Origin of the sequence: Ralstonia sp. SET104 (genome assembly GCF_003851545.1) — a bacterium.
Lineage (GTDB): Bacteria > Pseudomonadota > Gammaproteobacteria > Burkholderiales > Burkholderiaceae > Ralstonia.
In genome coordinates this window covers 14,827-35,985 of record NZ_BHVX01000027.1, presented here as the reverse complement: position 1 = coordinate 35,985, position 21,159 = coordinate 14,827, and the positions used below count along the sequence as shown (strand labels likewise).

Below are 21,159 nucleotides of genomic sequence, written 5' to 3'. Positions count from 1 at the left end.
TTACAACTCCAACCCCTAAAAACAAAAATGCCGTTCAGGTCTTAACTGAACGGCATTACCGCAAAAGCGGGCTTTTTTCTACAACGCCGATCAACCGGTGGCGATCAAATTCACGCGAACGAGTAGAACACGCGGAACTGCACCTTGCGCTCGCCCCAGAACTCCGCCGCATCGCGGAAGACATCCAGCAGCACCTCGCGCGCTTCCTTATCGAACTTGGGCTGGCACGGCAAACCCTCGAGCACGATCACGAACCCCGGTTGCGGGCCGGCCTTGAAGATCATGTCGGTCAGGCAATCGGCCAAGGCGTCGAAATTCTTGCCGAAATGCTTCGGGAACAGGAATTCACGCGCGATCACGTCGAGCACTTCGCTCTTGGTCGTCGCAGCAGCGCAGTTGGCATACAGGAAATGCTGGCCAAGGCTGGCCGCCGACTCGGCCAGATCCGTCACGCGAAACGCGCGGATCGATTGCACGATATTCGGACGCACCGTCTTGAACAGGTTCATGGCGTCTTCGCGACCTCCGTCGTCGTCCGTCTGAGTAGTGTCCTGCGTCATGATGTTTTGCGGTGCAGTTTGAGGCAACTGCGGAGGCAACTTGGCCGCACCCCCGACGCGCACGCCCAAGGCTTGCATCCCGACCACACCGTCGTACAAATTCTGCGCCTTGTGCCACGCTTCGCGGGCCACGCGCTCATCGCGTGCGGTGAGCGAGTCGTCCAGTCCGAACATGTTGGTCGTCATCGCTGTATCCGTTGAAAACTGTTGTAATGATCTTCCGTGTAGTAGCAATCGTTGGCCGCTTGCTGATTGCCGCCGCAAATGATGCGCCGAGCGCCCCGGTTGCGAGCCCCCCGCGTCTTCACGGTGTACTCGTGGTAGTAGCCGCGGCGCTGTGCAGGCAAACGTCGTTCATAATTGCCGAACGTGGTGCCGTCTTTTGCATACGGAAACGGGCCGCCCTGCTCGATCAATGCCAGCGTGCGCTGCGCCTCGTTGGGCAAGTCTGCCGGGCGAATGGTTCCCACGGCTGCAGCCATGCCGGTGGTGTCCCGGGCGACCGCATTGGCCGGCAAGCCGGCCATCGACAACGCAAGCGTTGCCGCTAGCGCGCCACGCGCCATCGCCTGAGATACGGAGCGGCCGATCCACGCTCCAAGTCGCTTTGTCATCAGCAGGCCCTAACGGGAGAATCGCGCCGACCGGAGCCCGGCGCAGGTCACAAGCGCAGGTGGCCGTCCGATAATCATCCGGACAACCGGTTTGCAGCTGAAAGTGAAGCGGCTCAATGCGTGAGAGGCTTGACAGGGAATGACAAGTCGGGCGACTGCCGAAGACTTGGGGAATCCTTCCGCCTGCAAACCCAACCCATTGCGCGCACCGAATAAGGTGACCCAGTCAGACGTGTGTACGGAAAACCGTACGCTGGAACCCGCCCATCCCCGGATCGGACCTCATGTGCTCAGAAGCACCCCTTCGGCCCATAAGGGTACGCTCATCGATGACAACAATCAACCGACGGTGAAAATCCGAAGGGTTTTTTGATACAGCTATTTAGTTTGCAGAAATGTAAGCGCACGCACACTTAGTAGATCAAAAAAATGGAGCGCAGCATCGTGCGCTCCATTTTCTCGTGCAACGGCGGTTAGCGTTGCGCTTGGGCGGCAGCATCCACGACGGTCAACGCCGTCATGTTGAGAATGCGTCGCACCGTGGCCGATGGCGTGAGGATATGCACCGGCTTCTTCGCGCCCAGCAGGATCGGTCCGATGGCGATATTGTTGCCAGCAGCCGTCTTCAGCAGGTTGTAGGCGATGTTGGCAGCATCGATGTTGGGCATGACCAACAGGTTGGCTTCGCCCTTGAGCGCCGAATCCGGCACCAGCGAATCGCGCAGCTTTTCATCGAGCGCGGCGTCTCCGTGCATTTCGCCGTCCACTTCCAGATTCGGGGCACGTTCGCGCAGAATGGCGAGCGTTTCACGCATCTTGACGGCCGAAGGCGCCTCCGACGAACCGAAGTTCGAGTGCGACATCAGCGCGACCTTCGGCTTGATACCAAAGCGGCACAGCTCTTCGGCAGCCATGATGGTGATCTCGGCCAACTGCTCGGCGGTCGGATCGACGTTGACATGCGTATCTGTCAGGAAGACTTGGCGGCCCGGCAATACCAGGCCGTTCATCGCGGCGTACACGGCGTTCGTGCCGCCCAGGATCTGATCGATATAGCGCAGGTGCGCGGCCGTGTTGCTGATGGTGCCGCAGATCATGCCGTCAGCCTCACCCTTGTGGACCATGACGGCGCCGATCAACGTGTTGCGGCGACGCATCTCCAGCTTGGCGTACTGCGGCGTCACGCCCTTGCGTGCCATCAGCTTGTAGTAAGTCTCCCAGTAATCGCGGAAGCGCTCGTCGTGTTCGGGGTTGACCACGGTGAAGTCCACGCCTTCGCGCAGGCGCAGGCCGAAACGCTCGATGCGGTGGGCAATCACGCCGGGGCGGCCGATCAGGATCGGGCTGGCGAGCTTTTCATCCACGACGATCTGCACGGCGCGCAGCACGCGCTCTTCTTCACCTTCGGCGAAGACGATGCGCTTGTTCTCCATCGGCACCTTGCGGGCGGCCGAGAAGATCGGCTTCATGAGCGTGCCGGAGTGGTAGACGAACTGCTGCAGGTGCTGGCGATAGGCGTCCATGTCTTCGATCGGGCGCTGCGCCACGCCGGAGAGCATGGCCGCCTGCGCCACGGCCGGCGCAATCTTGACGATCAGGCGCGGGTCGAAGGGCTTCGGGATCAGGTATTCAGGGCCGAACGAGAGATCCTGGATGCCGTAGGCCGAGGCAACGATGTCGCTCTGCTCCTGGCGGGCCAGCTCGGCCACGGCATGGACGGCGGCCACTTCCATCTCACGTGTGATGGTGGTCGCGCCCACATCCAGCGCGCCACGGAAGATGAACGGGAAACACAGAACGTTGTTGACCTGGTTCGGGTAGTCGGTGCGGCCGGTGCCCATGATGACGTCCGGCCGCACTTCCTTGGCCAGCTCCGGCAGGATTTCCGGGTTCGGGTTGGCCAGCGCGAAGATGATCGGCTTGTCGGCCATCTTCTTGACCATGTCCTGCTTGAGCACGCCAGCGGCGGACAGGCCCAGGAAAATGTCGGCACCGTCGATGACTTCGGCCAGCGTGCGCAGCTCGGTCTTCTGCGCGAAGTGCGCCTTGTCCGGGTCCATCAGTTCGGTACGGCCTTCGTAGACTACGCCGGCCAGGTCCGTCACCCAGATGTTTTCGCGCGGCAGGCCCAGGTCGACCAGCAGGTCCAGACAGGCCAGCGCCGCAGCGCCCGCGCCCGAAGCGACCAGCTTGACCTTCTTGATGTCCTTGCCGACCACCTTGAGCGCGTTGGTAATGCCTGCGCCCACGACGATGGCAGTGCCGTGCTGGTCATCGTGGAAGACGGGGATCTTCATGCGCTTGCGCAGTTCGCGCTCGACGAAGAAGCACTCCGGTGCCTTGATGTCTTCCAGGTTGATACCGCCGAAGGTCGGCTCCAGCGAGGCGATGATATCGACCAGCTTCTGCGGGTCTTTTTCGTTGATCTCGATGTCAAACACATCGATACCGGCAAATTTCTTGAACAGGCCGGCCTTGCCTTCCATGACGGGCTTCGAGGCTTCCGGGCCGATGTCGCCCAGACCCAGCACGGCGGTGCCGTTGGTCACCACACCGACGAGGTTGCCTCGGGCGGTGTAGCGGAACGAGTTGGCGACGTCTTCGACGATCTCTTCGCAGGCCGCAGCCACGCCAGGCGAGTACGCCAGGGCCAGATCGCGCTGGTTCGACAGCGGCTTGGTCGGCGTGACGGAAATCTTGCCCGGAGTCGGAAACTCGTGATACTCCAGCGCGGCTTTACGCAGGGCGGCGCGCTGCTGCGCCTTGAGTTCTTCGTCCGTGCGGGCGGGCTGTTGAGGCTGGGTATCCACCGTGGTCATGGGTCTCTCGTATCGGGTGGCCAGCGCGCGCGCCGGCCGTCGCATCTAGCGGGCCACCGGGATACCCTCACGAGCGCCACGGGAACACGGTCCGCCTCCTTGGGCCCGTCATTTTATATAGTGAAAAGCGATCTCACAACGGGATTTTGGGTGGGGGTGCCATGCGCATTCGCTACAATATTCCACCGTCCTGTCACGGCACCATCGGGCTTGCCCCATATTTTCCATCACCGCTGCCGTGTCCAAGTCCGTTGATTCACCCAAGTTCGCCGATCATGCAGCAGATTTGTCCGAATTCGGCCTGATCCGCCGCTACTTCACCCGGCCGACGCCGCGTGCGACGTTGGGCGTGGGCGACGATTGCGCGCTGCTCGGCCCGCGCCCCGGGCACGAACTGGCAGTTTCTACCGATATGCTGGTCGCCGGCCGTCATTTCTTTGCGGATGCGGAGCCACGCGCACTTGGGCACAAAGCGTTGGCTGTCAATCTGTCGGATCTGGCTGCCATGGGCGCCGAGCCGCGCGCTTTTACGCTGGCCCTGGCGCTGCCTGAGGCCAATCCGGCTTGGCTCAAACCGTTTTCCGAAGGCCTGCTCGCGCTGGCGGATACTTTTCATTGCGAACTCATTGGCGGCGACACCACGCGCGGGCCCCTCACGCTCAGCCTGACTGTCTTCGGCGACGTACCCGCCGCTGCGGCACTGCGCCGCGACGCAGCCCGCCCGGGCGATGACCTCTGGGTCTCGGGCACCGTTGGCGATGCGCGCCTTGCACTGGGTGCCCTGCGCAACGAATGGGCGTTGACGCCCGAAGCGCTCGCCCAGGTGCAACCGCGCATGGACATGCCGACACCACGCATCGCCCTCGGCCTGGCTCTGCGTGGTGTCGCCCGGGCGGCACTCGACGTATCGGACGGCTTGCTGGGCGATCTGGGTCACATCCTCGCGCAATCGCGTGTAGGCGCAACCGTCGCGGTCAACGATGTGCCGCGCTCAGCAACGCTGGCAGGGCAATCTGCCGCGCTCCAGCTGCAATGCACGCTGGCCGGCGGTGATGACTATGAACTTTGCTTCACTGCTCCTGCCGATGCTCGCGAGGCCGTAGTCGCTGCGGGGCTGCGCGCGGGGGTTGCCGTCACACGCATCGGCCGCATCGATGCCGAAACCGGCCTGCGCCTTGTCGATGCCCAAGGCGCGCCGGTCACCTTTATGCACAGCAGCTTCGATCATTTTTCTTCCGCCTCATGATGTCTTCCGCCCCCTTCCCGCCCTCCAACCCGCCGGGCCAGCCCGAAACTGTGGTCCTCGAAGCGGGCCAGACCGTACAGGTACGCCGCCCGACCGCGCGCTTCATGTTCGGTCATCCGGCGCGCATCCTGGCGCTCGGGTTCGGCTCGGGCCTGTCGCCAATCATGCCGGGCACAGTCGGGACGCTGTATGCGTGGCTGATCTACGTGGTGTTTGCGCGCTGGATTTCGGGGCCGATTTGGCTGCTGATCGCAGCGGTTGGCTTTGTGATCGGCATCTGGGCATGCGCCCGCACCGCGCGCGACCTGGGCGTGGCCGACCACGGCGCGATGGTATGGGACGAGATGGTCGCGTTCTGGCTCGTGCTGGCTTTTGTCACGCCGACCACACTGGGTGGGCAGTTCGCGGCCTTCGTATGGTTCCGCTTCTTCGACATGGTCAAGCCCGCGCCCATCCGCTACTACGACCGCACGCTCAAGGGTTTCGGTATACGCGGCGGCTACGGCGTGATGGTCGACGATATTCTCGCGGCGTTCTACACGCTGCTCGTATTTGCGCTGTGGCGCTCGTTCTGACGTTCGAAGCTTCGAAGGTATTGCAATGGCTGAATCCCGCGCCCTGGCCCAACTGGCCGAACTGGTGGCTGACACACTGAACAAGCGCAGCTTGATGATGGCGTCCGCCGAATCGTGCACCGGTGGGCTGGTATCCGCCGCCATCACCGACGTATCGGGTTCATCGGCGTGGTTCGAGCGCGGCTTCGTGACGTATTCGAACGAAGCGAAATCACAGATGCTGGGGGTGCCCGCCACGCTGATCCGCGAACACGGTGCGGTGAGCGAGCCAGTCGCGCATGCGATGGCGGAGGGCGCGTTGCTCAACAGCCGCGCACAGGTGGCTGTGTCAATTACCGGCGTTGCCGGCCCGACCGGCGGCACGCCCGACAAGCCCGTCGGCATGGTGTGCTTCGGCTGGAGCAATCGCTTGCAGACGCGTGTGCAAACGCGACACTTCAAGGGCGACCGCAAGCAGGTCCGCCTGCAGGCCGCCGAGCATGCGTTGCGCGGGCTGCTCGATTTCCTGGAATCGGCGGAGTCCTGATCTAAATCTCGCTGGGATGATCCGGCCGGCGACGATCGCCGTGATCGTGCTCCGGCTGGTGCTCGTGGTCGTGCTCGTGACGGCGGTCGCGATCATGATCGCGGCGCGTCGTCTCGTGCTGGTGAGTATCGTCGCGCTCTTTCTCAAGCTTGCGGTCCGGGTCCTTGCCGGTCTCTTCCCGATGAATACCGGCGGCAGGACGGTGCGAATGCGGGGTCATGGCGTCCTCGCTCTCACCGCAACCGGCCCGACAGGGCGGATCAGTTGCGGAACTGGTTGATCTGGTCGCGGGTGGCAAGCGCCACGCGGCGGGCTGCATCGGCGAAATCGCTGTCGGTGCTGGCGTACAGAATCGCTCGCGATGAGTTGATCATCATGCCGGTGCCATCCGCCGTGCGGCCTGCGCGTACGGTGGCCTCAATGTCGCCGCCCTGGGCACCGATGCCCGGAATCAGCAACGGCATATCACCGACGATCTCGCGCACCTTGGCGATTTCCTGCGGGAACGTCGCGCCCACCACCAGGCCCATCTGGCCGCTGGTGTTCCACACATTGCGTGCACGCTCAGCCACAACTTGGTAGACGGGGCGGTTGCCGGTTTCGAGGAACTGCACATCGCTGCCGCCCGCGTTGGACGTGCGGCACAGCACGATCACGCCCTTGTCGGCGTGCGCAAGGTACGGCTGCATCGAGTCGAAACCCATGTACGGGCTGACGGTGATGGCATCCGCCTGATAGCGCTCGAAGGCTTCCTTGGCGTAGTGCTCAGCAGTGGAGCCGATGTCGCCGCGCTTGGCATCGAGAATGACCGGGATGCCCGGATACGCCTCGTGGATGTAGTTGATGAGCTGCTCAAGCTGGTCTTCGGCGCGTTGCGAAGCGAAGTAGGCGATCTGCGGCTTGAATGCGCAAACGAGATCGGCCGTCGCATCGACAATGGCGCGGCAGAACGAGAAAATCGCCCCGCCCGTGCCGGTGAGCGACGCCGGCAGGCGTGCCGGGTCAGGATCGAGCCCGACGCACAGCAGGGAGTTGTTGCGCTGCCAGGCGGCAGCCAGTTGTTCGGTAAATCGCATGGTGTCGGGAATGTGAGAGTGCGGCCGGACTGCCGCATGACTTGCCTGCATTTTACTCGCCGGGCGCCCCAGTGGCGGCATCTTCCGGACGTGGTGCCCGCCCCACGCGTGCGCGCCAAGCCACCGTTTGTGGCTGAACCCGCTGCATCTTTACGCTACACTCGGCGCGATTTTTCGCCGCCCGTTCAACGCCTGCTTTAAGGAAACGCCCATGATCAACCTGTTCGTCGTGCAAAAAGGCCGTCTCGCGCAAGAACAGGTCGAGGAACGCAGTGAGTTGCTGCAGCACAAGCCAATCTGGATCGACGTGATCGACCCCGACGACGAAGAGCTTGCCTGGATCAAGGAAACCTGCGGCGTGGTCCTGCCCGAGCTGGAGCAATTGGGGGACCTGGAAGCCTCCGCCCGCTACTTTGAAGGCGAAGACGGCCACATCCATATCCGCACCGACTTTCTGCTCGACGAAGAAACCACATCACGCAACGTGCGCGTGGCGTTCGTGATGACCAAGGATGTGCTCTTCTCCATCCACGACGAAGACCTGCCCGCCTTCCGCCTTGTGCGCATGCGTGCGCGGCTGCGCCCCGGCTCGGTGCGCAACGCGAAAGACGTGCTGATGGATCTGTACGCCACCGACGCGGAATACTCGGCGGATTCGATCGAAGAGGTCTATGAGCGCCTGGAAGAGGCTAGCAAACGTGTGCTGGCCGATGAAGTGACCGACGCCGCCGCCGCCGATGTGCTGGAGATCATCGCCCGCGTGGAAGACTTGAACGGCCGCATCCGCCGCAACGTGATGGATACGCGCCGCGCGGTGTCCTTCCTGCTACGCAGCCAGTTGCTCTCGACCGATCAGCAGGACGAGGCGCGCCAGGTGCTGCGCGACATCGATTCCATCGAAAACCACACGGCGTTTTTGTCGGACAAAGTCAACTTTTTGATGGACGCCACGGTCGGTTTCATCAACATCAACCAGAACAAGATCATCAAGCTGTTCTCAGTGGTGTCGGTCGCACTGATGCCGCCTACGCTGATCGCATCGATCTACGGCATGAACTTCAAGGCGATGCCGGAATTGGACTGGGCCCAGGGCTATCCGTATGCGATCGTGATGATGATCGTGTCGGCAGCGATTCCGCTGGTGTACTTCCGCCGCAAAGGCTGGTTGAAATAAACCTGCCGCCAGATCAATCCGGCAGCGTGGCCGAGCCCATGCGGTTGGCGATCACGGTGGCCTTGCGCGTGAAGTTCACGTGCACGTTGGCGCAATAACGCTTCTTGTCGAAGCACTTGGGCGCGGGCAATGCCGCCGCCAGGCGCGCCGCCTGACCCACCGTCAACTGCGATGCGGGGCGCTTGAAGTAATGCTGCGCGGCGGCTTCCGCACCGAACACGCCCTCGCCCCATTCCACCGAGTTCAGATAGATCTCGAGAATGCGCTCCTTGTCGAGCCAGAACTCGAGCATCCACGTGATGACAAGCTCTTCGCCCTTGCGCAGGTAATGGCGCTCGCCTGAGAGGAACAGGTTCTTGGCCAGTTGCTGTGTGATGGTCGAACCGCCGGCCACCACGTGGCCGCGCCGCTTGTTTTTTTCCCACGCGTCGAGCATGGCGTCGACCTCCCAGCCGCTGTGCGAGACGAAATCGGCGTCTTCACTGGCGATGACCGCGCGCTTGAGGTTGCGTGAGATCTGGTCGTAGTTGACCCAGCGGTGGTCGATCTCGCAGGTGAAAACATTGGCGCCGCACAGGCGCATGCGTTCGGCGCGCATGAAGCTGGTGGACGACGGATCAAACACCTGCCAGCTCGCGATGGCGGCAAAGAAGTACAGGTTGAGCGCGACCACGCCCGCCAGGAAGCAGCCGATCACGTAGCCGAACCAACGCATCATCGCGAGGCTGCGCTCCGGATTCAGCGAGGCGCGCGCGCCGCGACTGCGGCCTCGCCCTGCAGCCCTTCACGCATGGCGAGCAGCACGGGCGCGGTGTCCGGGCGCACGTCTCGCCAGACGAAGAACGATTCCGCCGCCTGCTCCACCAGCATGCCCAGGCCATCCCACGCGCGGGCGCCGTTGCGCCGGGCGAACTCCATGAACACCGTCGGCCGCGGGCCGTACATCATGTCGTAGGCCAGTGCGTTGGGGCCGAACGCGCTGGCCGGAATCGGCGGGACTTCGGCCTGCAAGCTGCTGGCCGTGGCGTTGATGATGACGTCAAAGACATCGTCGGCAGCAAGCTCGTCATAGCCGCCGCCCACGAGTTCAACTTCATGCAGTTTGGCCGAGACCTCGAAGCGATCGACCAGCTTGTTGGCGCGATCAGCCGTGCGGTTGGCGAGGAACACCCGTGCGGGCTTGTGCTCCAGCAGCGGCAGCAGCACGCCACGTGCCGCACCGCCTGCGCCCAGCAGCAGCACGCGTTCGCCTTGGAGCGAGTTGCCGATGTTGTGCGTGATGTCGCGCATCAAGCCAACGCCATCGGTGTTGTCGCCAAAGATCTCTTCGCCGTCGAACCTGAGCGTGTTGACCGCGCCGGCCGATTCCGCCCGCAGCGACAGCGACGTCGACATGGCGTACGCATCGAGCTTGAACGGCACGGTTACGTTGAGCCCGCGTCCGCCTTCTCGCACGAAGGCCATCACGGTCTCGTCAAACGCGATCAGTTCGGCGTAGATGCGGTCGTAGCGAATAAGTTGCCCTGTCTGCTGGGCAAACGCGGCATGGATGGTGGGCGACTTGCTGTGCGCGATCGGGTTGCCGATCACGCCATAGCGATCTACGGGTGGCGCGCTCACGGCTGCGAGGATGGCCTCTTGGAACGACGACGACATGGATGACGAAATCAGCGGGTCTGCAGGTGGGTTTCCAGGCCTGCTCGGGTGAACTTGAAAGTGGCAACCACATCCTGGATATCGACGCGTTTGCGCATCTCTGCCGGGAAGCCGCCAAACGGCGCGGACGAACGCACAATGGCGACCGCCTGGCGATCCAGTACCGGATTGCCCGAGCTTTTGGCGATCTCGATGCCTTCGATCTTGTAGCCGTCCTGGTTGTAACCGAGCTGGCCATCGCGGTTGATGCTGATCACGAGGATCAATTCGCCATACAGCGGGCGTCCGTTCTGGGTGGGGAAGTTGGCGGTGCCGCGCACTTCGATCTTGCGGCGCACGGCATCGTAGTAGCGGGCGTAATCGACCTGACGCGCGCTGGCGGCTGTCAGCACATTGCGGCGCGGGCGCTTGGCGTAATTCTCGAGGTTGCGGTCGATCTCGGCCTGCAGGCGGGCGATCTCGTCCTGCGTGGTGCGGTCGTCGGTGCCGTTGGTGGGTGACGGCTGCGGACGCTCGCCGGGCTTGACCTGGCGGTCGTTGACCAGCGGTGCGCGGTCTTTCGATTGCGTGAGCAGGCGGCGCTGCTCCTGCTCGAGGTATTCGAGCCGGCGCTGCGTGAGCTTGATGGCGTCGCCGGTTTGCTCGTTTGTATCGGCGGGCAGCGGCGTGGTGGCGCGCTGCTGGTCGAATTCGCCGCCGCCGTTCAGGTTGACCTGCGCCACGGCCGTCGCCTTGGATGGTGCAGTAGACGACTTGGCGTTGACCAGCACCACATCCAGCCCCGGATCTTCACGCTTGATGTCAAAGGCCTCGGGTGCCACAACGCGCACGAACAGCAGCAGAACGTGCACGGCCAGCGACACAACCAGTGCCTTGGTGAGCGTGCTGCTGCCGGACCAGTCCGGACGGTTTGCGAGGGCGGCCATGGGGCGATTCCTGGTCGATGCGCGAAGAATGAAGGTCAGACTGCGATTGTAGTTAGGCAGCGGCGGGCGTTCCACCGCTCTCGCCGTCCTGCGGCGGCGGCGCCACAGCGGTGCCGTCTTCAGCGCGTGCCTCTTCCCCATCCACGGCCGGTTGTGGTTCAGCCGGCACCTCGGCTTCGGCCAACTCCTCTTCGATGGCCTCGGCTTCGGCTTGCGCATCCGCAGCAGGCGCGAGGATCTCTACCACGCGGCACGACACCTCGAGGTTGATCTCGTCGGTGTCCAGGATGTCGAGCACGACGTGCGTGCCGCGTGCCGTTTGTGCCAACTCCGGCACCTTGGTCACCAGCGGAATGTCGGCAAAGCGCACGGCGCCTTCCTTGAGCACCACGGCCTGCATGCGCGTGCGGCGCGCTTCTTCCGGCTCCTGCTTGAGCCAACGCAGGCACCAGTAACGCTCCATGGTCGACTGGTGGTCGGCGTAGGCCGCATAGGTGGCCTCAAAGTCGGCCACAGCGGCCAGCAGGTCGGCGTCTTTCGGCTTGAATGGCGCGATCAGTTTGGCCGTCACACCATGCTGCGCCACCGCTGCGATCTGCCACTGGTTGACCAGATCGACATAGCGTCGCAACGGCGACGTACTCCACGCGTACTGCGCCACGCCCAGCCCTTCATGCGGTGCCGGATACGTCTGCATGCGCGTGCGGTGCATGCCCCACGCCTTCTGCGTACGGTAGATGCCGGGCACGCCAGCATCGGCCAGCATACGGCCCCAGGTGCTGTTGGCCAGGATCATCATCTCCGCGACGATCTTGTCCAGCGGCGAGCCGCGCTTGCGTTGCTCGATGCGCACGCGCTCGCCACCGCCTTCGGCTTCTGGAATCGTGTCGATATAGAACGAATAGTCGCCCTTCTGCGCGCCCTCGGGCTTCAAGCCGCTGGCGATACGCGCCTGCTGGCGGCCGTCGTACAACGCACATGCAAAGGGCCACAGCACGGCCAGCTCGGCCTTGAACGGGTATTCGCCCGAACCGTCGGCCAGCGCCTCGGCGGTGATCACGTCGTCGAGCAGGTTGTGGCGCAGGTTGGCGGCCACCGTCACGGATTCGCAGCGCGTTTCGCTGGCCGTGACCGTCCACGTCGCGCGGTCGACCGTCGCGTACAGCGACAGCGCCGGGCACGCGCGCCCTTCCTGCAGTGTGTAGCGGTCGACCACCGACTCCGGCAGCATCGTGATCTTGTCGCCCGGGAAGTACACCGTCGACAGACGCTGGCGCGCGATCACATCCAACGGCTCGCCGCGCTGGATGCCAAAACCCGGTGCGGCTATATGAATGCCGATGCGCACGGTGGCGTCATCAATGGGGGTAACGGAGATGGCGTCGTCGATTTCCGTGGTGGTCACGTCGTCGATCGAGAAGGCGCGTACATCGGCTGCCGGCAACTCCATCGCTGGCTCCGGCACGCTCACATCGGGGAAGCCAGTGCCCTTCGGGAAGCATTCCGACAGGAAGCGCGCCTCGTGCAACGCGCGCGCATTGGCGACACCGCCCACCGCCACCATCAGCCGCATCGGCGACAGGCCCAGCGTGGTGCAAGCGGCGTCGAGCGCCTTGTATTCGAGGCTGTTCTTGTCGGGCTTGAACAGCAGTTGCAGCGCCTTGCCGCGGAAAGCCTCGGGCAGACGCATCGCCTTCAACTCGGCTTCGTACTCAGCCTGCAGGGCAGCCTGCTGCTTCTTGCGCTCCAGGCCAGCAAGCGCTGCCTTCAGTTGATCCTCAGGCGCGCGCTGATAGCGGCCCCGGCCCTTGCGGCGGAAGTAGATTGGCGAGCCGTGCAGCGCGATGGCCAGCGCAGCCTGCTGCGTGGCATTGGCGCCCGCGCCAAAGTACTCGCCAGCCAGGTCGGTAAAGCCGAATTCATCGGCCGAGGCGCATTCCCAAAGGAAATCCAGGTCGATCTCGGCCGACAGCGCCTGTGCGGCCTGCGACAGCTCACCGGCGGACGGCTGCGCGAATTGCAGCAACACGTCGCGCGACTTGACCTTGGTGCGCTTGGCGCTCGGCAACTCGACCTGATAGGCCTCGCCTTGTTGGGACAAGACGGTGCCTGCGCGGATCTCGCCGCCTTCTTCAAACAGCAACTGCATGGATTTGTATGGATTGCGGCACCCGCACGAGTGAGTACCGCTTGAAATGAGGTGGAATGGCCACGCGCCCAAGCGTCAGAAACGCGGTGCGCGCAACAAAAAAGTTGGGGGCGATGATACCGCACTGGCCGGGCGCCCGGCCCGCGAAATACGCTTATCGCGGCGGGTGGAAATCGGCCAGCGCCGGCAGAAAAACCTCCGTCACCAGCATCGCACTCGCCCCGCGCCGGAATACCGAACGGCGAGACGGAAGCCGCGCTGTCTCGGCGATCGGCGCATCGCCAAGCGCGTCATGCGCGCGGCGCACCAGCGGGTGGCGCCCATCCAGCAAGGCGAACTCAAAATCACTCCGCGCAACACGCGGATCGGCAAACAGTGAATGGCCCAGCGGCTGCGTCCCGAGCGCCTTCAGAAACGGCCAATCGAGCGCCACGCTGCGCGGGTGCACGATCGTGTGTGCATAGACCACCGGAATGTCATCGCAAATCAATAGGACTTCGCGCACCAACGTGGCTGCAGGACCGGGCATGCCAAGGCAACGCCACTCGTCACGCAGCGGCATTGCGCGCTGCTGACCGAGCAGTTGCACGCGAAAGCGCGACGATGCCGCACGAAGCCGCGCGGTGAGCGAATCCGTACCGACTGCCCAGCGTGCCCAGTGCCGGTCATAGACCACCGCCGGGGGCAACGCGCTGCGCCAGAGGCTGCGCGGGTATGACGGGGATTCGGTCATGCGGCCCCGTCAAACGGGTGCGCAGTCAGCAAATCGGCAGGAACACCGCAGAAAAGGAGCACTTCGTCCATGTACTGTGCGAAATCGCTGATACCGTGGTCGCTGCCGTCGATGAGGCGAGTGGTAGCGCCGGGAAAGTGAGCAAGCATCTGGCGGTAATCAAGGACCTCGTCGCCAGTGGCAGCAAGCAGGTAATAGCGCTCGGGCCTTGTAATGGCAGACACGGCCAGCGCCCGGAGTTCGTCCAGATGATGGGGCTCCACGCGGATCGTGCCACCGCCATGCCACAGCGGCTGCTCACCGACATATTTAGCAAGATCGCGCTCCGGGCGGGTTGCGGGATTCAGCATTACCGCACGCAAATCATGTCGCTCGGCCAGCCAAGTTGCGTAATAGCCTCCCAGCGACGAGCCAATCAGCACCGGTTTGGCACCGTCGCGCGCACTCAACTCAGCGAGGAGCGCCTCAACTTCGGCCATCGCCTCGCGTGGAGAGACAGGCAACATCGGGCAAACATAGTGATCCGCTAGCCCCACGGAGGACATCCGCTTGCCCAGCAACTGCGCCTTGAATGAGCGCGGCGATGAGCGGAATCCGTGCAAATAGACGATGGATGCCGACATATGCACTCAGTTGACTAACGCATCCAGCAGCTTCTGATGCACGCCGCCAAAACCACCGTTGCTCATGACCAGCACGTGGTCGCCAGGGCGGGCAACCGCGGTAACGGCTTCAACCAAGGCCGTCAGATCGGAAAATGCCTTGGCGCGGTTCCCCAACGGGGCCAACGCGCCGGCCAAGTCCCAGCCGATGGCATCACGACCGTTGGCGGCACCATAGGCGAAGACCTCATCGGCACCGGACAGGCTTTCAGGAAGCGCCTGCTTCATCACACCTAGTTTCATGGTGTTGGAGCGCGGCTCCAGTACCGCGAGGATGCGGCCGCTGCCGACCCGGCGACGCAACCCTTCGATGGTGGTGCGGATGGCCGTCGGGTGGTGAGCAAAGTCGTCGTAGACGGTAACGCCGTTGACGGTGCCCCGCACTTCCATGCGGCGTTTCACATTTTCGAAACGGGCCAGGCTTTCAATGGCTTGAGCGGGCGGCACGCCCACATGGCGAGCGGCCGCAATGGCGGCCAGCGCGTTCATGCGGTTGTGGTCGCCCTGCAGCGCCCAGCGTACCCGGCCCTGCGTTTGACCGTTGAAGACGACATCAAAGCTGTCGTCCTCGTCCAGCCGGGCAATTTTCCAGCCCTCGCCATCTTCTGCGCCGAAGCGCTCGACTTCCGACCAGCATCCGCGCGCAAGTACATGGTTCAGGCTGTCTTCGCGGCCATTGACGAGCAGACGGCCTTGGCCCGGCACAGTGCGCACGAGATGGTGAAATTGCGTTTCGATCGCAGCGAGATCAGGAAAGATGTCGGCGTGATCAAACTCCAGATTGTTCAGGATGGCGGTACGAGGACGGTAATGGACAAACTTGCTGCGCTTGTCAAAGAAGGCGGTGTCGTACTCATCGGCTTCGATAACGAAGAAGTCGGATTCCGTCAGCCGCGCCGACAACCCAAAATTGCGCGGCACGCCGCCCACCAGAAAGCCCGGGTTGTAGCCCGCGTCTTGCAGTATCCAAGCGAGCATCGACGTGGTCGTCGTCTTCCCGTGCGTGCCGGCCACGGCGAGCACCCATTTCTGGCGCAGCACGTTGTCGCCCAGCCATTGCGGGCCGGAAATGTACGGCAGGTTGCGGTCCAGAATGGCTTCCATCAGCGGATTGCCGCGAGAAATAACGTTGCCGATGACATACAGATCGGCGCCGATGGACAGCTGTTCGGGGTCAAAACCCTCAATCAGTTCAATGCCTTGCGCTTCGAGCTGGGTGCTCATTGGCGGGTAGACGTTGGCGTCGCAACCCGTGACGCGGTGACCTGCCTGACGGGCGATCAGGGCAATGCCGCCCATGAAGGTGCCGCAGATTCCAAGGATGTGGATATGCATGGGAGCCATCTCAACTTCGTTGCGCCGCATTGTACCTGCGGCTTCAGGCGGGCCCTCGCGCTTCAGTAAAATAGAACCATGTCCAAACGCCCCACCCTCGATCCCGCCCGCGTGCGGGAAGAAATTGCCGTCACCGCCGCCCGCATGATCGCGGAGGATGGCGCTGACTATGCCACTGCCAAGCGCAAGGCCGCACGCCAAGTGCTCGGTACGGATTCCCGCGCCCCTGGCGAATGGCTGCCGGATAACGAACAGGTTGAAACGGAAGTCCGCGAATACCAAGCGCTGTTCCAGGCCGAATCCCAGCCGCGCGTGCTCGCTTTGCTGCGCCGCATCGCGCTGCTGTTGATGGATGGTCTGGCGGTGCACAATCCGTACTTGGCCGGCGCAGTCTTCAACGGCACCGCCAGCGAGCACTCGGACATCCACCTTCAGGTCTTCTGCGACAGCCCGAAGGATGTGGCGATCTTCCTGCTCAACGCCGGCGTGGATTTCGACACGACAGAGAGCGCTCACTTCGCTGGCCGCGACGAGGTGGAAACGCTCAGCTTCCTGTGGCGCGGCCAATGGCCCGCCGGGCCCGATTCCCGCGAACTTGCCCGCGAATTGCGCGCCGAAACAGGAACGCCAGTCGGCGTCCATATCGCCCTATATGACATGAACGATGTGCGCGGCGCACGGCGCGCCGACGCCACCGGCAAGGCCCAGCGCGGCGACGCAGCAGCAGTGCGCGCCCTACTGTCGCAGGGGTGATCGGCCGACAGGAGTACAATCCGGCACGCCTTCCCTCTGTATACATAGAGAGACCTCAGCAAAACCATGTCCCGCCGTACCGTCTTGATTGCTCTGCTGATTGCCGGCCTGATTGCCACGGCGCTGGGCATCTATGCCGGACATCGCGCCACCGAGCCCAAAACGCCTGCCGACAATGCGGTTGCCGCGTTTTATGGCAGCAAGCTGCCGGATGCCAGTGGCGCGCCGCTGGATCTGGCCGCCTATCGCGGTCAACCGGTGGTGATCAATTTCTGGGCACCGTGGTGCGGTCCTTGCGTGGAAGAAATGCCAGAACTGTCCGCGCTGGCACAGGAGCAGAAAACCAAGGCAAAGTTTGTCGGCATCGGCATTGACTCGGCAGCCAATATCCAGACGTTCCTGGGCAAGGTCCACGTAACATATCCGATTGCCGTGGCAGGCTTTGGCGGAACGGAACTGGGTCGTCAGTTCGGCAACGAAGTGGGCGGCCTGCCGTTTACGGTGATCCTCAATGCGCAAGGTGAGATCACCTTCCGGAAGATGGGCCGTGTGCATGCTGAGGAGCTTCGCGAAGCCTTGCAGCGCACTTGAATCCACAAAAACGTCATCTGGCGTTCATGTGCACGCAACTCCCCTTCTTCTCCGGCAAAAGCATAAGCGGCGCGCTCAAGATCGGTGAAAACACCGATTTCTTGATAGTTTCTCCGCAAAAACTAGACAAGGCATTCTAAATTGCTGTAAATTGCGCCCAACTTCGCTCAACCGGTCAAATCGTGGCTGATACACCCATCGCCAAAGCGCATCAAAGCGGACTCAGCAACGTGCTCGTATTGCACGGCCCCAACCTCAATTTGCTGGGCACGCGCGAACCGGAGGTCTATGGGGCGACCACGCTGGCCGACATCAACACCGCCCTGGTCGAACGCGCAAAAGCGCGCGGCGTGACGCTGGCGCACTTCCAATCGAATCACGAAGGCGCACTGGTTGACCGTATTCATGCGGCCAAGAGCGAAGGCGTCGAGTTCATCATCATCAATCCCGCGGCTTACACACATACAAGCGTAGCCCTGCGCGATGCCCTGGCCGGCGTGGTGATCCCGTACATCGAAGTTCATCTGTCCAACGTGCATCGCCGTGAGCCGTTCCGCCATCATTCGTATCTGGCGGACCAGGCGGTGGGCGTGATTTGCGGACTGGGCTGGCGTGGCTATCTGGCAGCGCTGGACTTCCTCATCGACCAACACAGCGATCAACACGGCGGCTGATCAGCCGTTTTCTTCCTTTTATTTCAACCACTTAACCAACGCAACGACGCCAGCGCCTGGAGCGCATTTGATCGATGTGCGGCTGAAGAGCCATTCGCGCGCATCCATCGCCCCAGATCGCCGACGCTGCAGGAGAACGTTCATGGATTTGCGCAAGCTGAAAACGCTGATCGACCTCGTGGCCGAATCGGGCATTTCGGAACTCGAAGTGACCGAAGGCGAGGGGAAGGTCCGCATCGTCAAGTCGGCACCTCAAGTGATGGCGCCGATGCAATATGCGCCGATGCAGATGCAGGCCGCACCGGTCATGGGCGCACCCGCCGCTGCGGCTCCGGCTGCTGTCGGCGCTGAAGCCTCGGCCCCGGCCCTGCCGGCCGGCCACATCGTGACCTCGCCGATGGTCGGTACGTTCTACCGCTCGCCGTCACCGGGCGCCGCCGAGTTCGTCAAGGTGGGCGACACCGTCAAGGAAGGCCAGACCATCTGCATCATCGAAGCGATGAAGCTGCTCAACGAGATCGAAGCGGACAAGGCCGGCGTCATCAAGGAAATCCTGATCGACAACGGCCAGGCTGTTGAATACGGCCAGCCGCTTTTCGTGATCGGCTGATCTTCCGGCATCAGACCCTCATCGTGCGGCGGGCCGTCTTTCACGACCTAGCCGCATCCGAGCGCGAGCCGGCGCACCCGGGCTGCTACTGAGCGCGGCCCAGCCACAGCGCCCTTGCCTCTCCTTTTTGTAGCGAGAACACGATGTTCGACAAGATCCTGATCGCGAACCGCGGCGAGATCGCACTTCGCATCCAGCGCGCCTGCCGAGAGCTCGGCATCAAGACCGTGGTGGTCTATTCCGAGGCGGACAAGGAAGCCAAATACGTCAAGCTGGCCGACGAAGCCGTGTGTATCGGCCCGGCACCGTCGCCACTGTCGTACCTGAACATGCCGGCCATCATCTCGGCCGCTGAAGTGACCGACGCCCAAGCGATCCACCCCGGCTACGGTTTCCTGTCAGAAAACGCCGACTTTGCCGAGCGTGTGGAGCAATCCGGCTTCACCTTCATCGGCCCGACGCCCGAATCGATCCGCCTGATGGGCGACAAGGTGTCGGCCAAGCAGGCCATGATCAAGTCCGGCGTGCCGTGCGTGCCGGGCTCGGAAGGCGCCCTGCCCGAAGACCCGAAGGAAATCCTGGCAACGGCGCGCAAGGTCGGCTATCCGGTCATCATCAAGGCCGCTGGCGGCGGCGGCGGTCGTGGCATGCGTGTGGTGCACACCGAGGCTGCGCTCATCAACGCCGTCAACATGACGCGCGAAGAAGCCGGCCGCGCCTTCGGCAACCCGGAAGTCTATATGGAGAAGTTCCTGGAGCATCCGCGCCATGTGGAAATCCAGGTTCTGGCCGACCAGCACCGCAACGCCATCTGGCTGGGCGAGCGCGATTGCTCCATGCAACGCCGTCACCAGAAGGTGATCGAGGAAGCGCCGGCACCGCACATCGCGCGCCGCCTGATCGAGCGCATTGGCGACCGCTGCGCCGACGCCTGCAGGAAGATCGGCTACCGCGGCGCCGGCACGTTCGAGTTCCTGTACGAAAACGGCGAGTTCTACTTCATTGAGATGAACACGCGCGTGCAGGTCGAGCACCCGGTTACGGAGATGATCACCGGCGTCGACATCGTGCAAGAGCAGATCCGTGTGGCGGCCGGCGAAAAGCTGCGCTTCCGCCAGAAGGACATCACCCTCAAGGGCCACGCCATCGAATGCCGCATCAACGCGGAAGATCCGTTCAAGTTCACGCCGTCGCCGGGCCGCATCACGTCGTGGCACGTGCCGGGTGGCCCCGGCGTTCGCGTGGATTCGCACGCCTACAACGGCTACTTCGTGCCGCCCAACTACGACTCGATGATCGGCAAGGTCATCACGTACGGCGCCACGCGTGAGCAGGCGATTGCCCGCATGCGCATCGCGCTGTCGGAAATGGTGGTCGAAGGCATCTCGACCAACGTGCCGCTGCACCGCGATCTGATGCTCGACGCCAACTTCGTTGAAGGCGGCACGGACATCCATTACCTGGAGCACCGTCTGGCGCAGCAGGAAGTGGCTAAGGGCGGCAGCAAGTGACGTACCGCGAATGCGTGCTCGAAGTCGCGCGTGACGACGCCGAGGCATTGTCCGAGGCGCTGTTCGACCTGGGCGCATTGTCGGTGTCGGTGGAAGACGCTGATGCCGACACGCCCGACGAGCAACCGCTCTTCGGCGAGCCCGGCCACGAGCCGACGCGCCTGGCGTGGAACCGCTCGCGCGTGGTCGCGTTGCTGGCTGACGATGCCGATCCGGCATTGCTGGTCGCGGCCGCAGCCAACGAGATCGGCCTGTCGCCGCTGCCCGCGTACACCGTGCGCGAAGTCGAAGAGCAGGACTGGGTGCGCGTAACGCAATCTCAGTTCGAGCCGATCCACATCGGCGAGCACATCTGGGTCGTGCCCTCGTGGCACGACGCGCCGGAACCCGACGCCGTGGTACTGGAGCTGGACCCCGGCCTCGCCTTCGGCACCGGCAGCCACCCGACCACACGCCTGTGCATGGAATGGCTGGAGCAGCATGTGCAACCGGCAGAGCGCACGCTCGACTACGGCTGCGGCTCGGGCATTCTCGCCATCGTCGCCAAGAAGCTTGGTGCCGGTGAGACCGTCGGCGTCGATATTGACCCGAACGCCGTGGAGGCCTCGCGCTACAACGCCGAGCGCAACCATGTCGAAGCCACGTTCGCCCTGCCCGACGATGCACCCGAAGGCACCTTCGACCTGGTCGTCGCCAACATTCTGTCGAACCCGCTCAAACTGATGGCAGCCATGCTGTGCGCACGCGTGCGCCCGGGGGGGCGGCTGATCCTGTCGGGCGTGCTCGAGCGCCAAGCCGAAGAAGTGGCCGCCGCATACGCATCGGCCATTCCGCTCACGGTGTGGCGTGCACGTGACGGCTGGGTCTGCCTGCATGGAGTCAAACCCGCGGCGTGAAGCCCGCGTAATTTCGCGGTATTGCGCGCCAGTGTTGCCTGCAAAGGTCGACGCTGGCGTCGCTGTCTGCAAT

22 protein-coding genes are annotated in these 21,159 nt (G+C 63.3%); 10 read left to right on the top strand and 12 right to left on the bottom strand.

Going from position 1 to position 21,159, the window contains the following annotated elements; translation table 11 throughout:
- Nucleotides 1–110 precede the first annotated feature (110 nt).
- The 3 genes from PSUB009319_RS22050 to PSUB009319_RS22040 form a co-directional block, all read right to left on the bottom strand.
- Nucleotides 111–746 carry a barstar family protein gene (locus PSUB009319_RS22050; RefSeq protein ID WP_124384309.1) on the bottom strand — a complete coding sequence of 212 codons (636 nt, stop codon included), beginning with the start codon at nt 744–746 and terminating at the stop codon, nt 111–113.
- Nucleotides 743–1,174 carry a ribonuclease gene (locus PSUB009319_RS22045; RefSeq protein WP_124384308.1) on the bottom strand — a complete coding sequence of 144 codons (432 nt, stop codon included), beginning with the start codon at nt 1,172–1,174 and terminating at the stop codon, nt 743–745. Before PSUB009319_RS22045 ends, PSUB009319_RS22050 begins: the two co-directional genes overlap by 4 nt.
- A 473-nt stretch (nt 1,175–1,647) precedes the next feature.
- Nucleotides 1,648–3,993, bottom strand: coding sequence for an NADP-dependent malic enzyme (locus PSUB009319_RS22040; RefSeq protein WP_124384307.1), 2,346 nt, complete (start codon nt 3,991–3,993; stop codon nt 1,648–1,650).
- 238 nt (nt 3,994–4,231) lie between these two features.
- Between PSUB009319_RS22040 and thiL the strand changes: the two genes are divergently transcribed.
- Genes thiL through PSUB009319_RS22025 form a run of 3 tightly spaced genes read left to right on the top strand, consistent with a single transcriptional unit; the run spans nt 4,232 to nt 6,340 of the window.
- The gene (gene thiL, locus PSUB009319_RS22035) at nt 4,232–5,239 is read left to right on the top strand and encodes a thiamine-phosphate kinase (RefSeq protein WP_185453532.1); all 1,008 of its coding nucleotides are present in this window, start codon (nt 4,232–4,234) and stop codon (nt 5,237–5,239) included.
- The gene (locus PSUB009319_RS22030; protein WP_124384306.1) at nt 5,236–5,814 is read left to right on the top strand and encodes a phosphatidylglycerophosphatase A; all 579 of its coding nucleotides are present in this window, start codon (nt 5,236–5,238) and stop codon (nt 5,812–5,814) included. The genes thiL and PSUB009319_RS22030 overlap by 4 nt, the downstream gene beginning before the upstream one ends.
- 25 nt (nt 5,815–5,839) lie before the next feature.
- Entirely contained in the window at nt 5,840–6,340 is a 501-nt protein-coding gene (locus PSUB009319_RS22025) for a CinA family protein (protein ID WP_124384305.1), read from the top strand.
- Between the two features lies 1 nt (nt 6,341).
- Here the strand turns inward: PSUB009319_RS22025 and PSUB009319_RS22020 are convergent, their stop codons facing one another.
- Both PSUB009319_RS22020 and pyrF read right to left on the bottom strand, forming a co-directional pair.
- Nucleotides 6,342–6,560 carry a metal transporter gene (locus PSUB009319_RS22020; protein ID WP_124384304.1) on the bottom strand — a complete coding sequence of 73 codons (219 nt, stop codon included), beginning with the start codon at nt 6,558–6,560 and terminating at the stop codon, nt 6,342–6,344.
- A 40-nt stretch (nt 6,561–6,600) separates the two neighbouring features.
- Nucleotides 6,601–7,416, bottom strand: a complete 816-nt coding sequence (gene pyrF, locus PSUB009319_RS22015; RefSeq protein WP_124384303.1) for an orotidine-5'-phosphate decarboxylase — start codon at nt 7,414–7,416, stop codon at nt 6,601–6,603.
- Nucleotides 7,417–7,627: 211 nt separating this feature from the next.
- On the opposite strand from pyrF, the gene corA reads away from it, so the two are divergent.
- Entirely contained in the window at nt 7,628–8,590 is a 963-nt protein-coding gene (corA, locus tag PSUB009319_RS22010; RefSeq protein ID WP_124384302.1) for a magnesium/cobalt transporter CorA, read from the top strand.
- A gap of 13 nt (nt 8,591–8,603) precedes the next feature.
- On the opposite strand, the gene mtgA is transcribed toward corA, so the two are convergent.
- From mtgA to mpl, 7 genes are all read right to left on the bottom strand, one after another.
- Nucleotides 8,604–9,308, bottom strand: coding sequence for a monofunctional biosynthetic peptidoglycan transglycosylase (gene mtgA / locus PSUB009319_RS22005; RefSeq protein ID WP_124384301.1), 705 nt, complete (start codon nt 9,306–9,308; stop codon nt 8,604–8,606).
- 20 nt (nt 9,309–9,328) lie between these two features.
- Nucleotides 9,329–10,246 carry a shikimate dehydrogenase gene (gene aroE, locus PSUB009319_RS22000; RefSeq protein WP_124384300.1) on the bottom strand — a complete coding sequence of 306 codons (918 nt, stop codon included), beginning with the start codon at nt 10,244–10,246 and terminating at the stop codon, nt 9,329–9,331.
- A gap of 11 nt (nt 10,247–10,257) precedes the next feature.
- Nucleotides 10,258–11,172, bottom strand: coding sequence for an energy transducer TonB (locus tag PSUB009319_RS21995; RefSeq protein WP_124384299.1), 915 nt, complete (start codon nt 11,170–11,172; stop codon nt 10,258–10,260).
- 52 nt (nt 11,173–11,224) lie between these two features.
- Entirely contained in the window at nt 11,225–13,321 is a 2,097-nt protein-coding gene (locus PSUB009319_RS21990) for a ribonuclease catalytic domain-containing protein (protein WP_124384298.1), read from the bottom strand.
- 154 nt (nt 13,322–13,475) lie between these two features.
- Nucleotides 13,476–14,054, bottom strand: coding sequence for a chorismate lyase (locus PSUB009319_RS21985; RefSeq protein ID WP_124384297.1), 579 nt, complete (start codon nt 14,052–14,054; stop codon nt 13,476–13,478).
- The gene (locus tag PSUB009319_RS21980; RefSeq protein ID WP_124384296.1) at nt 14,051–14,677 is read right to left on the bottom strand and encodes a YqiA/YcfP family alpha/beta fold hydrolase; all 627 of its coding nucleotides are present in this window, start codon (nt 14,675–14,677) and stop codon (nt 14,051–14,053) included. Before PSUB009319_RS21980 ends, PSUB009319_RS21985 begins: the two co-directional genes overlap by 4 nt.
- Nucleotides 14,678–14,683: 6 nt before the next feature.
- Entirely contained in the window at nt 14,684–16,051 is a 1,368-nt protein-coding gene (gene mpl, locus PSUB009319_RS21975; RefSeq protein WP_124384295.1) for a UDP-N-acetylmuramate:L-alanyl-gamma-D-glutamyl-meso-diaminopimelate ligase, read from the bottom strand.
- Nucleotides 16,052–16,129: 78 nt separating this feature from the next.
- Between mpl and PSUB009319_RS21970 the strand changes: the two genes are divergently transcribed.
- From PSUB009319_RS21970 to prmA, 6 genes are all read left to right on the top strand, one after another.
- On the top strand, nt 16,130–16,804 hold the full coding sequence (locus PSUB009319_RS21970; RefSeq protein WP_124384294.1) for a UDP-N-acetylmuramate--alanine ligase: 675 nt from the start codon (nt 16,130–16,132) through the stop codon (nt 16,802–16,804).
- 66 nt (nt 16,805–16,870) lie between these two features.
- A complete protein-coding gene (locus PSUB009319_RS21965; RefSeq protein WP_124384293.1) occupies nt 16,871–17,395 on the top strand; it encodes a TlpA disulfide reductase family protein in 525 nt (174 codons plus the stop codon).
- Nucleotides 17,396–17,577: 182 nt separating this feature from the next.
- Nucleotides 17,578–18,069: a type II 3-dehydroquinate dehydratase gene (gene aroQ / locus PSUB009319_RS21960; RefSeq protein ID WP_124384292.1), complete on the top strand. Its 492-nt coding sequence runs from the start codon at nt 17,578–17,580 to the stop codon at nt 18,067–18,069.
- A gap of 142 nt (nt 18,070–18,211) precedes the next feature.
- A complete protein-coding gene (accB, locus tag PSUB009319_RS21955) occupies nt 18,212–18,679 on the top strand; it encodes an acetyl-CoA carboxylase biotin carboxyl carrier protein (RefSeq protein ID WP_124384291.1) in 468 nt (155 codons plus the stop codon).
- Nucleotides 18,680–18,822: 143 nt separating this feature from the next.
- The gene (accC, locus tag PSUB009319_RS21950; protein ID WP_124384290.1) at nt 18,823–20,190 is read left to right on the top strand and encodes an acetyl-CoA carboxylase biotin carboxylase subunit; all 1,368 of its coding nucleotides are present in this window, start codon (nt 18,823–18,825) and stop codon (nt 20,188–20,190) included.
- Entirely contained in the window at nt 20,187–21,086 is a 900-nt protein-coding gene (prmA, locus tag PSUB009319_RS21945) for a 50S ribosomal protein L11 methyltransferase (RefSeq protein WP_124384289.1), read from the top strand. Before accC ends, prmA begins: the two co-directional genes overlap by 4 nt.
- Nucleotides 21,087–21,159: the final 73 nt, after the last annotated feature.

Bases quoted from the DNA above. Each gene is read 5' to 3' on its own strand.
- PSUB009319_RS21990 (WP_124384298.1), bottom strand. From the start codon at position 13,321: ATGCAGTTGCTGTTTGAAGAAGGCGGCGAGATCCGCGCAGGCACCGTC.
- PSUB009319_RS22040 (WP_124384307.1), bottom strand. From the start codon at position 3,993: ATGACCACGGTGGATACCCAGCCTCAACAGCCCGCCCGCACGGACGAA.
- PSUB009319_RS21965 (WP_124384293.1), top strand. From the start codon at position 16,871: ATGTCCCGCCGTACCGTCTTGATTGCTCTGCTGATTGCCGGCCTGATT.
- corA (WP_124384302.1), top strand. From the start codon at position 7,628: ATGATCAACCTGTTCGTCGTGCAAAAAGGCCGTCTCGCGCAAGAACAG.
- PSUB009319_RS21985 (WP_124384297.1), bottom strand. From the start codon at position 14,054: ATGACCGAATCCCCGTCATACCCGCGCAGCCTCTGGCGCAGCGCGTTG.
- accC (WP_124384290.1), top strand. From the start codon at position 18,823: ATGTTCGACAAGATCCTGATCGCGAACCGCGGCGAGATCGCACTTCGC.
- mtgA (WP_124384301.1), bottom strand. From the start codon at position 9,308: ATGATGCGTTGGTTCGGCTACGTGATCGGCTGCTTCCTGGCGGGCGTG.
- PSUB009319_RS22025 (WP_124384305.1), top strand. From the start codon at position 5,840: ATGGCTGAATCCCGCGCCCTGGCCCAACTGGCCGAACTGGTGGCTGAC.
- PSUB009319_RS22030 (WP_124384306.1), top strand. From the start codon at position 5,236: ATGATGTCTTCCGCCCCCTTCCCGCCCTCCAACCCGCCGGGCCAGCCC.
- aroE (WP_124384300.1), bottom strand. From the start codon at position 10,246: ATGTCGTCGTCGTTCCAAGAGGCCATCCTCGCAGCCGTGAGCGCGCCA.
- mpl (WP_124384295.1), bottom strand. From the start codon at position 16,051: ATGCATATCCACATCCTTGGAATCTGCGGCACCTTCATGGGCGGCATT.
- accB (WP_124384291.1), top strand. From the start codon at position 18,212: ATGGATTTGCGCAAGCTGAAAACGCTGATCGACCTCGTGGCCGAATCG.
- PSUB009319_RS22020 (WP_124384304.1), bottom strand. From the start codon at position 6,560: ATGACCCCGCATTCGCACCGTCCTGCCGCCGGTATTCATCGGGAAGAG.
- PSUB009319_RS21995 (WP_124384299.1), bottom strand. From the start codon at position 11,172: ATGGCCGCCCTCGCAAACCGTCCGGACTGGTCCGGCAGCAGCACGCTC.
- PSUB009319_RS22050 (WP_124384309.1), bottom strand. From the start codon at position 746: ATGACGACCAACATGTTCGGACTGGACGACTCGCTCACCGCACGCGAT.
- PSUB009319_RS22045 (WP_124384308.1), bottom strand. From the start codon at position 1,174: ATGACAAAGCGACTTGGAGCGTGGATCGGCCGCTCCGTATCTCAGGCG.
- PSUB009319_RS21970 (WP_124384294.1), top strand. From the start codon at position 16,130: ATGTCCAAACGCCCCACCCTCGATCCCGCCCGCGTGCGGGAAGAAATT.
- pyrF (WP_124384303.1), bottom strand. From the start codon at position 7,416: ATGCGATTTACCGAACAACTGGCTGCCGCCTGGCAGCGCAACAACTCC.
- PSUB009319_RS21980 (WP_124384296.1), bottom strand. From the start codon at position 14,677: ATGTCGGCATCCATCGTCTATTTGCACGGATTCCGCTCATCGCCGCGC.